A 12178-nucleotide genomic window follows, 5' to 3' on the forward strand; every position below is an offset into this window, starting at 1 on the left:
TTTATTAACCAACCAGTATTAAACTATAAACTGGTTTAAAATTTTAGAATTATATAAAATTTAAGTAAAAAAGTATTTGGAATAGCTTGTGCTTCACTTTTAATGATGAGTATGGCAACTAAATCAAGTACAACTGTTTTTGAAAAACTATCTGATTGCGAAATGGAAGCTATAGACGTACACAATGATTTGATGGATGAAGGATGGTCTCATCAACATTCCTATAATGTTTCCGGAGCCTACTTGGATTTATGTAATTATATAGCGGCAGGTGGCACATTATAAGGCTATTTGTCAATAAAAACGCCTTAAGTTGTAATAATATTAAAAAATTACATCAACATAAGGTTATAGAAAAAACAAACTAAAAGAAAGTTGATAAAAAAATAAATTTAAAGATGAACAATAATATAATAATAGCTTTTCTAGTCAATTTTCTTTTAGTTAACAGTATGTTTTCTCAACAGAATAGTGGAAGAATTGTTTATAATGGAGTCCCAAACAAGTCGTTAATTGCTACGGGAAACAAAAAACAATCGAAAATAAAAACTATTGATAGTTTAATCTCAGGAATGGCTCCAATCGAGTTTGAATTGTATTTTAATAATAATGAGTCAACTTACTCTCAAGTCCGTAAAATAGAAGATGATAAAAATTTTAAAATAAAATTAGCGACTATATTACTTGGAGGTAATCAGGTTCATTATACAAACCTTAAAACTAAAGAATCTTTTTACCAAGTTGATGCTTATGGAGAATTATTTATAGTTCATAATAGAAAAAAAAAATGGGTATTGAAAAAAGAGTCGAAAAAAATTGGAAAATACAACTGCTTTAAAGCGACTACATACTATACAGTAAATAATAGCAAAGGAACTTTTACATATCCTGTAATAGCGTGGTACACTACTGAAATCCCAATTCCCTTTGGCCCAAAAGAATATTATGGGTTACCTGGGTTAATATTAGAATTACAAGAACGAAACTTAAATTATAAAGCAATTGAAATTGTTATAAATACTGATGATGGATTTAAAGTTAAAAAACCTAAAAGAGGAAAGAATTTGTCTAAAGAAGAATTTGAAAATATAGGAATTGATATGGGTAATAATAAAATAACTATTGGTAAAAATTAGACATTTAATAATATTTTCATTTCTCCTAGTAGTAGTAACTTCTTATTCACAAAACATTATAATTCAAGGTAAGGTTACAGATTCTTTGCAAAACACTTTGGTTTATGCAAACATTCTAGCTTTACCAGAAGCTGAAAATGCAGAAGTGCATTTTGCAATTACAAACGAACAAGGAGAATACAAACTAAAGCTAGCACAAAATCAGTCTTATAATATTACTGTAAGTTATTTAGGTTTTTTACCAGAAAATCTAATACTTAATACAAAAGAAGATAATCTTACACATCATTTTGTATTACAAGAAAATCATGATCAACTTGATGAAGTTATTATAGATTATACACCACCAATTACAATAAAAAAAGATACTACCATTTATCTAGTAGATAAATTTACAACAGGAGAAGAACGCAAACTAAAAGACGTACTAAAAAAACTACCTGGAGTAGAAGTAGATAAACGTGGTAATGTTACAGTAAATGGCAAAAAAGTAACCAAGGTTTTAGTAGAAGATAAAACCTTTTTTACTGGCAACAGTAAACTTGCAGTAAATAATATACCTGCAGATGCTATAGATAAAATAGAGGTTCTAGATAACTATAATGAGGTTGCTATGCTAAAAGGTTTACAAGATAGTGAAGACCTTGCCATGAATATCAAGCTTAAAGAAGACAAAAAAAAGTTTGCCTTTGGAGATGTGGAGTTTGGTGCAGGAATTAAAGAACGTTATGTGGTGCATCCTAACCTGTTTTATTACAGCCCAAAAACTACTATTAATTTTATAGGAGACTTAAATAATACAGGAGTAAAAAGCTTTTCTTTTAGAGATTATCTAGAGTTTGAAGGTGGTTTTGGTAAATTAATGAGTGATGCTTCTAGTTACTTTAGTTTATTTAATAGTGACTTTTCCAAGTATTTAAATAACCAAGATTTTACAGCAAACACCAACCAATTTGGTGCAATAAATATTAGACAGTCTGTAAGTGATATTACAGATATTTCTGGTTATGTAATTACTAGTAAAGCAAAAACAGAAACCCAAGACAATACCTTAAATGAGTATTTAATTAGTGAAGAAGCTTTTATGGAAAATAGAAGCAATACTAACACACTTAACAACTTTTTTACTATTGGCAAAGTAACAATTGACTATGACCCAAGTTATGAAGAAGACTTTGCTTATAATAGCTTTATTAAAGTTACTAATAATGATAGTCATGGTTTTGTAAATACTATAAACCCAACACAAAATAACAACATTACTACCAAAACAGACATTAAAAATATAAACCTAAAGCAAAATATAAGTTATAGTAGAAAGTTAACTAAAGACCATACAGCAACTTTAGAAGCAACTTATAATTTTCAAAATGATAAACCCATTACTAATTGGCTTACCAATCAAGAAATTTTACAAGATTTAATTCCTTTACAAGAAGAAGAAATCTATCATATTTTACAAACTAAAAAAGTAAAATCGCATACTGCAAATGCAATTGTAAAAGACTATTGGGTTTTAAATAATTTTAATCATTTATATACAAGCGTTGGAGTAAATGCTTCTTTTAATGATTTTTATAATCAAGACGAACAGCTTTTAAGTAATGGAAATAGCAACAATTTTTCAAGTGCTGGCTTTGGCAATGATTTTAAACACCATATAATAAATACCTTTGTTGGTTTAGAGTACAAATTTCAAATAGGTATTGCTACATTTAAACCAGCTTTATATTATCATTTTTATTCTTGGAACACACAACAATTTACAGATAAATTTTCTAATAACAAAGCTTTGTTATTACCACAATTCACTACTAAAATAGAATTTAATAATAGTGAGAAAATAAATTTTAAATACAACTTAAATGCTAGTTTTTCTGGTGTAAACCAACTAGCAAGTAATTTTATGCTTTCTAGTTTTAATAGTGTTTATAAAGGAAACCCAACTCTAGAGAATCAGCTATATCATTCTGCTAGTTTGAGTTATTATAAATTTAGTTTATTTAAAAACTTAAACATTAATGCAAGTACTACATTTAATAAACGTGTAAAGTCTTTTAAAAGCGTAACACAATTACAAGGTATTGAGCAGTTTAGTACACCAATTCTTTTTGAAGAACCAGAACATAATTGGACCTTAAACGGAAGCATTGCAAAAAAAATTAAAAAAATTAGATACAAATTTAAAAGTAGATATACTTACAATGATTTTTATCAAATTTTAAATAATGTAACTAATAAAAATATTTCTAAAAATATAAACACAACTGTAAGTGCAGAAACTTTTTTTAAAAACTATCCTAATATAGAAATCGGTTATTCTAAAGATTTTAACAACTATAAATCATTTGGTAATAAAACCAAATTTGAAAATGATGACTTTTTTGTAAACCTAGAATACGATTTTTTAAACGATTTTATTTTTAAAGCAGATTACAGTTTAAATAATTATAAAAATAAAAATATACAATCAAAAAACCGATTTGAAAATGCAAATGCTTCCTTGTTTTATCAAAAGGAAGATAGTCCTTGGGGATTTGAGGTTTCAGCAAGCAATATTTTTGATACCAAATTCAAACAACAAAATTCTTTTTCAAATTTTTTAATAAGTGATAGTAAAACTTATATTCTTCCAAGAATAATTCTATTTAAATTAATCTATAAACTTTAATTTTTAATTAACTCCTTCCTTTAGTTATAAGGAAGGTGGCTTTTCATTTTATGGAAAGTCGGAAGGTTTGAAGAAAAATAAGCGTAGCGAATTTTAATTTTCCAATAAATAAATTAGTTCACTAATAGTCACACATAAATTCAAAGCCATTCTATTCCGAATGGTTTTTTTATTTCGTATTTTTCAGTTCCAAAAAATTACAAAAATGATTAATAAAAAAGTAGATTCTGTACAAGAAGCATTGCAAGGTGTTCAAGACAACATGACTTTCATGTTTGGCGGATTTGGACTTTCTGGTATTGCCGAAAATTCTATAGCAGAATTAGTAAAAAAGAATATAAAAGGACTCACCTGTATTTCGAATAACGCAGGAGTAGATGATTTTGGTCTAGGTTTGTTATTACATCAAAAACAAGTTAAAAAAATGATTTCCTCTTATGTTGGCGAAAACGCAGAATTTGAACGTCAGATGCTTTCTGGTGAATTAGATGTAGAGCTTATTCCGCAAGGGACATTAGCAGAGCGTTGTAGAGCAGCGCAAGCTGGATTTCCTGCAATTTATACACCAGCAGGATATGGAACAGAAGTCGCGGAAGGAAAAGAAACCAGAGAATTCGATGGTAAAATGTATGTTTTAGAACATGCTTTTAAGGCCGATTTTGCTTTTGTAAAAGCATGGAAAGGCGATGCTGCAGGAAATTTAATCTTTAAAGGAACTGCTAGAAATTTTAATCCGAATATGTGTGGTGCTGCAAAAATCACCGTTGCTGAGGTGGAAGAATTAGTTCCTGTAGGAGCGCTAGATCCCAATCAAATTCATATTCCAGGGATATTTGTACAGCGAATTTTTCAAGGTGCCAAATATGAAAAACGAATTGAGCAACGTACAGTAAGACAAAGAAGTTAAAGAATTGTCATTCCTGCTACATCGAAGGTTCATGATTTCAATAATTAAAAAGAAATTAAAGAGTAAAGCAGGAATCCATTTACAGAATTACAGTTTCAATTAAAAAGATTCCTGCCGTAGTTTATCTTGAGCGAAGACGAAAGGCAGGAATGACAAAAAACAAAAGAACATGTTAGATAAAACAGGAATAGCAAAACGAATTGCAAAAGAAGTACAAGATGGTTACTACGTAAACCTTGGTATTGGTATACCTACATTAGTAGCAAACTATGTTAGAGACGATATAGAAGTAGAATTTCAAAGTGAAAATGGCGTTTTAGGAATGGGACCATTTCCTTTTGAAGGAGAAGAAGATGCAGATATAATTAACGCAGGAAAACAAACCATTACCACGCTTCCTGGAGCTAGTTTTTTCGACTCTGCAATGAGTTTTGCAATGATTCGAGGTAAACATGTAGATCTTACCATTCTCGGTGCCATGGAGGTTTCGGAAAATGGAGATATTGCCAATTGGAAAATTCCTGGTAAAATGGTTAAAGGAATGGGAGGCGCAATGGATTTAGTTGCTAGTGCAGAAAACATAATCGTTGCCATGATGCATACCAATAGAGCTGGAGAATCAAAACTTCTTAAAAATTGTAGCTTGCCTTTAACCGGAGTTGGTTGTGTAAAAAAGATTGTAACTAACTTGGCTGTTTTAGAAGTAACAGCAAACGGATTTAAATTACTAGAACGCGCTCCAGGAGTTTCTGTTGAAGACATTCAAAATGCTACTGAAGGTACTTTAATTGTGGAAGGCGAAGTGCCGGAAATGAGTCTGTAAAAACATGCTATTATTCTAAATTGCTAATGGCGAATTCAATTTTTCCGATTTAGGGTAATAGAATATGTAAAATTAAAATGAGTCTTTAATATTCGGAATGAAAATAAAATCCCTTAACGGAGAGTTTTTCAACTATCAATATAAAGAAGATCGGGATTATGAAACGATTACCGATCGTTTTGTTCGGAATACCACCATAGCTCTTGATTTTTTAATAAAGAACAATACCCTTACCATCTCTTTTGAAGACGAAGAAGAGATGAAAAGGGTGGATATTATAGATGTTTTAATAGAAGACACGGTAAATAATATTACAATCGTACCAGGAAAAAAGAATGCATACTACTTTAAGCATAATGCTATTATGTTTTATGATACGCATGGTGTTGTGTTCCGAAAGAACCATAAAAGAAAGTGGTTTAAACGCAACAAAGGCTATAACTCTCCCTTAGCTTTACTTAGCCATGAACTGATACATTGTTATAATGAATTGTATGAAACCGAAGCGTATCATGCAAGAAAGCACGATCATACCTCCAGAGGACAAAAAGTAGATCAAGATGGTCGTGATTTGTCCTTTCCCAATGCGGAAGAAGTCTTTGTAATTAAAATGACCAATCAAGTAGCAAAAAGATTAGGGGAAGATAAACGCTCTAATTATGGTCGGAATTATTATCCGGTAGCACATGTTTTAGGTGTTAAAAAGATAAGGAAAGGACTACGAAAGCTCTTCAAACGTTAAAATTTAGCGTATTTCATCGATTTATTATGCTTTTTAACTGATTATTATAAAATAAGTTACATCTTTGGAGTCCCCAAATGTACCAAATATAATAACCCGAGTCTACCATAGACTTAACCTTAAATTATGAATTATGAATACGGATTTATTTTTTTTAAAACTTTTTAAAAAAGTAAAAAACACATTCAAATTTATAGGAAGCTTATTGTATTTAACAAAAAAAGTATTCATGCTATAACCCTTTAGGTATAGCATGAATTAACTTTTTTGTGTATTCTTTTTTCGGATTATTATAAATAACATCCGCATCTGCTAACTCTTCAATTTTACCAGCATTCATTACCAGTAATTGATCTGCCATATATTTTACAACAGCCAAATCGTGCGAGATAAATATATAGGTAAAGCCAAAATCTGCTTTTAATTCATTCAATAAATTTAGTACTTGCGCTTGTACAGAGATATCTAAAGCCGAAACAGATTCGTCACAAATAATTAGTTTTGGTTGTAATGCAATGGTTCTAGCAATTCCAACACGCTGTCTTTGTCCGCCAGAAAATGCATGTGGATACCTGTTAAATGCATCCGCATTTAAACCAACTCTATGTAAAATTTCTAATGCTTTTTCCTTTCTTTCGGTATATGTATTATAAAGGTTATGCACTTTCATTGGTTCTAAAATAGCATTTCCAATAGTAAGTCTTGGGTTTAAAGAAGCGTAAGGATCCTGAAAAATAATTTGAATATCTTTTCTTAGTACTCGCATTTCCTGAGTAGATATTTTAGTAATATCCACTCCTTTATATAGAATACTTCCAGCGGTAGCTTTGTCTAATTGTAAAATAGCTTTTCCAAGAGTAGATTTTCCGCAGCCAGATTCGCCAACCAATCCTAAAGTTTCTCCTTCATATAATTTAAAACTCACATCGTTTACAGCCTTAAAACCTTCCGTTTTATTAAACCAACCCGAAGTCGTAAAATATTCCTTTTCCAGATTTATTACTTCTAATAAAGGAGGTTTGCTGTAAATAGCTTCGTGATGTTTTTGTCTTTCTTCTGCAGTTATTACTTCTGTAGAAGTTGTTCCTTGTAAATAATCTTGAATGGTAGGTAGTATTTTTAACCTTGTATTTAAAGAGGGTCTAGAGCTTATAAGTGCTTTAGTATAATTATTTTCTGGGTTTTTAAATATTTGTTCTATGCTGCCTTGTTCAACAATGTTTCCTTGATACATGACTAAAACGCGATGTGCAATTTCAGATATTAAAGAAAGATCATGCGTGATAAAAAGAATGCTCATTTTGTTTTTTGCTTGTAATTCTTTTAAAAGCAGAATGATATCTTTTTGTACCGTTACATCTAAAGCCGTTGTGGGTTCATCGGCAATTAAAATTTCCGGTTCGCAGGCGATAGCCATTGCAATCATAACTCGTTGCATTTGTCCGCCAGATATTTCATGCGGATATTTATGGTAGGTAGTTTCAGGAATAGGAAGCTTCACTTGTTCAAATAAAGTAATTACTTGTGCTTTTGCTTCGGTTTTAGTTAAGTTGGTGTGTTGTAAAACAATTTCTAAAACCTGTTTTCCGCAAGTCATCGAAGGATTTAAAGAACTCATTGGTTCTTGAAAAATTATAGATATTTTTTTTCCTCTTATTTTCTGAAATCCTTTTTCGTCTAATTTTGTTAGGTCTTCGTTTTTATATAAAATGCTTCCGTTCGTGATTTTGGAGATGTTTTTTGGTAATAACCCTAATATAGCCAAGGTAGAAACCGATTTTCCTGAACCAGATTCCCCAACAATACCTAATATTTCATTTTCATTTAAATGATAAGAAATGTTGTGAATAATTTCTTTTTCTTCCTTTTTATTAAAGAAGGAAATAGATAGATTTTCAACAGCAAGTATTTTGTTTTTTAACATGGTTAAAAATAGCATTTTTAGTCATAAAAATTACGGGAAAACCGTAAAATATAAGGGTTTTTTTACAGAAAAAATGTATTTCATCGAAAAAGCATCAATTAATTATTTATTTGAATCAAAAATATTACTTTCAGCAAAATATTAACCAAAAAATTACAATATTCGTATGAAAAAGAACTTTACATTATCAATTATGTGTTTTTTAATGGTAGCTTCCATTTTCGCTCAAGATCGAAGATGTGCTACCATGGAAAACCTGGAATACAGAAAGCAATTAGATCCACAATTGGAGCAACGAATGACTGAGATAGAGAATTTCACTCAGGCAAAAATTCAAGCATTAGAAAATAATCCCAATGCATATAGAGTAGATGGTAGTATTATTACGATTCCAGTAGTAGTACATGTGTTATATACGAATAGTACAGAAAACATTAGCGTTGCACAAATACAATCGCAATTAGATGTTTTAAATGAAGATTTTAGACGTACTAACCCGGACGCGGATAATACGTGGTCTCAAGCCGCAGATACACAGATAGAATTCTGTTTATCTACTGTAGATCCTAATGGAAATGCTACAACTGGTATTACTAGAAAATCTACAACAAGATCTGATTGGGGAGCAAATGACGAAGCGAAGCGTTCTTCTTCAGGAGGAATAGATCCTTGGAACACTGCCGAATACCTTAATATGTGGATTGTACCAAAAATGACTACGACTTCTGGAGGGCAAACGATTAATCTTTTAGGTTATGCGCAATTCCCTGGAGGTTCTGCGGCAACAGATGGATTAGTAATGATTTACAATGCTTTTGGTCGCACAGGAGCAGTAAGTTCTCCGTATGATGGAGGAAGAACAACTACACATGAAATAGGACACTACTTTAATTTACGTCACATTTGGGGAGACTCTAATTGTGGTAACGATTTTGTAAGTGATACACCAACACATCAAACTTCTAACTATGGTTGTCCAACTGGGCAAACTTCTTGTTCTTCTACAGATATGGTGGAGAATTATATGGATTATACCAATGACTCTTGTATGAACTTATTCACACAAGGACAAAAAACAAGAATGCGCGCTGTGTTAGAGGCAGGAGGAGCAAGACGTACTTTAGCATTATCTGATAAATGTGGAGCAACAGGAACTACACCAACATGTACAGATGGTATTCAAAATGGAGATGAAACTGGAATAGATTGTGGAGGTTCTTCTTGTGCACCATGTCAAACTGGAACACAATATTGCGATTCGCAAGGTAACAATGCTAATGATGAGTATATTTCTAGAGTGCAAGTAGGTACTATTAACAATACTTCTGGAGCACAATTATATTCGGATTTCACAAGTGTTTCTACAGATCTAGATACAGGTTCTAGTTATACATTAACAGTAACGCCAACATGGACAGGTTCTTCATATAGTGAAGGATATGCTGCTTGGATAGATTATAATGATGATGGTGATTTTACAGATGCTGGAGAGCAAATATTTTCTTTAGCTGCATCATCGGTAACACCAGCAAGCGGTTCATTTACAGTGCCAACAGGAACAGCAAGTGGAGATAAAAGATTACGTGTTTCTATGAAATATAATGGAGTACCAACATCTTGTGAAGCTTTTTCTTATGGAGAAGTAGAAGATTATACCGTAAATATTACTACTGGAGTTGCAGATACTGTGAAACCAGTGATTACCTTAACAGGAAGTGCAACGATTAACTTAACGGTTGGTGATACGTACAGTGAGTTAGGTGCTACTGCAACAGATAATATAGATGGAAACTTAACTTCTAGTATAGTAATAACAGGAACTGTAAATACAAATACTGCAGGTACCTATACCAGAAACTATAATGTTAGTGATGCAGCAGGTAATCCAGCAGACCAAGTATCTAGATCTATAGTGGTAAGTCCAGCAAGTACAACTGGATGTTCTGGAGCTATTTCTTCATTCCCTTATAACGAAGGTTTTGAATCTAGTTTTGGAGCTTGGACCCAAGGAACTGGAGATGATTTTAACTGGACAAGACAATCTGGTGCTACACCTTCAAGTAACACTGGGCCATCTAGTGCATCAGAAGGTTCTCAATATATTTTTATGGAGTCTTCTTCTCCTAACTACTCTACAAAGAGAGCTATTCTAAATTCTCCTTGTTTTGATTTAAATGGAGAATCTCAAGCTACTTTTACCTTTGCATACCATATGTATGGTACTACAGCAATGGGAAGCTTAGCTGTAGAAGCAAGTAGTAATAACGGAAGTTCTTGGGCAAGTGTTTGGAGTGTATCAGGAAATCAAGGAAATGCTTGGGAAACAGCATCTGTAGATTTATCTGCGTATGCAGGAGGAACTGTGCAACTACGTTTTAATGGTGTTACAGGAACCACATGGCAAGGAGATATGGCAGTAGATGCTGTAAGCTTATCTACATCAGGTGGGTCAACAGGTACTACTACAGATGTTTCATTATCTATTACTTTCGATAATTATCCAGAAGAAACATCTTGGACAATCACAGATGGTTCTAATAGTGTGGTAGCATCCGGAGGAACGTACGGAAATCAAGCAGATGGTTCTACATTAAACCTTAATGAAACACTACCTGCAGGATGTTATTCCTTTACAATTAGTGATGTTTATGGTGACGGTATTTGCTGTTCTTATGGAAATGGATCCTATTCTCTAACAGATGGAGGAAACGTATTAGTAAGCGGAAGTTCTTTTACTAGCTCAGAAACAACAACCTTTTGTGTTGGTGGAGCATCAAGCGCTACGTACAGTTATGCTGCAAGTACCGTAGAGACTTTAGATAATCAGTTTAAACTGTATCCTAATCCAGTGAAGCAAACGCTTAATGTAAGTCTAATCGGTTTAGAAGCGCAACGTTTCGAGATTAAAAACTTGTTAGGACAAACCGTACTTCAAGGTAGATATACCAATAGCATTAATGTTTCTAAATTACAAGACGGTATGTATGTTTTACAATTGCATATTGGAGAGAAAACAAAAGTTAAAAAGTTTATAAAACATTAATAATTAATCCTCAGAATTAGTTTATTTTAAAGTCCAGAGTGAAAGCTCTGGGCTTTTTTTATTATTCCTTTTTTTAGAAAAAGTTGTTTTTATTTTTGGTCAAATTTTTTTGAAGAAAAAAACCAGGCTCTCGGCAGTCGCTCTCTGTGAGGAGCTCCAACAAAGCCTCCATCCTTTTTGCGATACTAAACTAAATATGAATAATCTCGTTATCATGAAGTAAATCATCTCCACGAAGTCTTAAGAAGATTTGTGCCACTGCAATCGTATCCTTTTCACAGTAAACAACAATTCTATCTATTTCTTTTTCCTGGTAATATACTCGGTACACCTCACTACCATCAATATCATCTTTGGGAGAAGGGATTCCTAAAACATTGGTTAATAATTTTAAAGAAGTATAGGTTTTATAGTCGCCAAATTTCCACAGTTCTAGCGTATCTAGATGCGGTACTTCCCAAGGTTTTTTACCAAATAGATTTAGTTTGTATGGTAATTCAATATGATGAATAATCATACGTCTAGCAATGTACGGAAAGTCAAATTCCTTCCCGTTATGCGCACAAAGCAAATGTTTGGCTTGGCTAAAATGCGAAAGTATTAAGTTTTTAAAGTCTTTTAAAAGTTTAGGTTCTTCGCCATAAAAGGAAGTAACTCTAAAAGTTCTTACATCATTTGTTATAGAAAAATAGCCAACAGAAATACATACAATTTTACCAAACTCCGCCCAAATTCCTGCACGATCATAAAATTCTTCGGCCGTAAATTCTTCTTTTCTTTGGTAACGTGATTTGGCATCCCAAAGTTCTTGTTTCGTTTTGTCTAGCTCTGAAAATTTTTCCGTTTCCGGAACCGTTTCAATATCTAAAAACAATATGTCTTCCAAGTTTAGTTTACTAATCATGTTTTCTTTCCGCGAAAGCGGTATTTTT

Annotated in this window: 9 protein-coding genes; 7 read left to right on the top strand and 2 right to left on the bottom strand. The window is 32.2% G+C overall.

Annotated elements, in window-relative coordinates:
- The first annotated feature begins 105 nt into the window (after positions 1-105).
- The 6 genes from FG167_RS05925 to FG167_RS05950 all read left to right on the top strand — a co-directional run bounded on the left by FG167_RS05925 (position 106) and on the right by FG167_RS05950 (position 6279).
- Positions 106-285, top strand: a complete 180-nt coding sequence (locus FG167_RS05925) for a hypothetical protein (protein ID WP_203460495.1) — start codon at positions 106-108, stop codon at positions 283-285.
- A gap of 113 nt (positions 286-398) precedes the next feature.
- Positions 399-1136 (top strand): GLPGLI family protein, encoded by a 738-nt coding sequence (locus tag FG167_RS05930; RefSeq protein WP_203460496.1) that lies wholly within the window; start codon positions 399-401, stop codon positions 1134-1136.
- Positions 1123-3807 (top strand): carboxypeptidase-like regulatory domain-containing protein, encoded by a 2685-nt coding sequence (locus FG167_RS05935; protein ID WP_239004451.1) that lies wholly within the window; start codon positions 1123-1125, stop codon positions 3805-3807. The genes FG167_RS05930 and FG167_RS05935 overlap by 14 nt, the downstream gene beginning before the upstream one ends.
- Before the next feature lie 205 nt (positions 3808-4012).
- Positions 4013-4714: a CoA transferase subunit A gene (locus FG167_RS05940; protein ID WP_055444049.1), complete on the top strand. Its 702-nt coding sequence runs from the start codon at positions 4013-4015 to the stop codon at positions 4712-4714.
- A 169-nt stretch (positions 4715-4883) separates the two neighbouring features.
- Complete coding sequence (locus FG167_RS05945) at positions 4884-5537, top strand: CoA transferase subunit B (protein ID WP_203460497.1); 654 nt, start codon at positions 4884-4886, stop codon at positions 5535-5537.
- A gap of 97 nt (positions 5538-5634) precedes the next feature.
- A complete protein-coding gene (locus tag FG167_RS05950; protein ID WP_203460498.1) occupies positions 5635-6279 on the top strand; it encodes a hypothetical protein in 645 nt (214 codons plus the stop codon).
- A gap of 232 nt (positions 6280-6511) precedes the next feature.
- On the opposite strand, the gene FG167_RS05955 is transcribed toward FG167_RS05950, so the two are convergent.
- Entirely contained in the window at positions 6512-8203 is a 1692-nt protein-coding gene (locus tag FG167_RS05955) for an ABC transporter ATP-binding protein (protein WP_203460499.1), read from the bottom strand.
- A gap of 166 nt (positions 8204-8369) precedes the next feature.
- On the opposite strand from FG167_RS05955, the gene FG167_RS17410 reads away from it, so the two are divergent.
- Positions 8370-11246 (top strand): GEVED domain-containing protein, encoded by a 2877-nt coding sequence (locus FG167_RS17410; RefSeq protein WP_239004452.1) that lies wholly within the window; start codon positions 8370-8372, stop codon positions 11244-11246.
- Positions 11247-11436: 190 nt separating this feature from the next.
- Here the strand turns inward: FG167_RS17410 and FG167_RS05965 are convergent, their stop codons facing one another.
- The gene (locus FG167_RS05965; RefSeq protein ID WP_055444044.1) at positions 11437-12150 is read right to left on the bottom strand and encodes a 3'-5' exonuclease; all 714 of its coding nucleotides are present in this window, start codon (positions 12148-12150) and stop codon (positions 11437-11439) included.
- Positions 12151-12178 lie beyond the last annotated feature (28 nt).

Source organism: Lacinutrix sp. WUR7, from assembly GCF_016864015.1.
Taxonomy (GTDB): Bacteria; Bacteroidota; Bacteroidia; order Flavobacteriales; family Flavobacteriaceae; genus Oceanihabitans.

Bases quoted from the DNA above. Each gene is read 5' to 3' on its own strand.
- FG167_RS05945 (WP_203460497.1), top strand. From the start codon at position 4,884: ATGTTAGATAAAACAGGAATAGCAAAACGAATTGCAAAAGAAGTACAA.
- FG167_RS05965 (WP_055444044.1), bottom strand. From the start codon at position 12,150: ATGATTAGTAAACTAAACTTGGAAGACATATTGTTTTTAGATATTGAA.
- FG167_RS05955 (WP_203460499.1), bottom strand. From the start codon at position 8,203: ATGTTAAAAAACAAAATACTTGCTGTTGAAAATCTATCTATTTCCTTC.
- FG167_RS05940 (WP_055444049.1), top strand. From the start codon at position 4,013: ATGATTAATAAAAAAGTAGATTCTGTACAAGAAGCATTGCAAGGTGTT.
- FG167_RS05925 (WP_203460495.1), top strand. From the start codon at position 106: ATGAGTATGGCAACTAAATCAAGTACAACTGTTTTTGAAAAACTATCT.
- FG167_RS17410 (WP_239004452.1), top strand. From the start codon at position 8,370: ATGAAAAAGAACTTTACATTATCAATTATGTGTTTTTTAATGGTAGCT.
- FG167_RS05950 (WP_203460498.1), top strand. From the start codon at position 5,635: ATGAAAATAAAATCCCTTAACGGAGAGTTTTTCAACTATCAATATAAA.
- FG167_RS05930 (WP_203460496.1), top strand. From the start codon at position 399: ATGAACAATAATATAATAATAGCTTTTCTAGTCAATTTTCTTTTAGTT.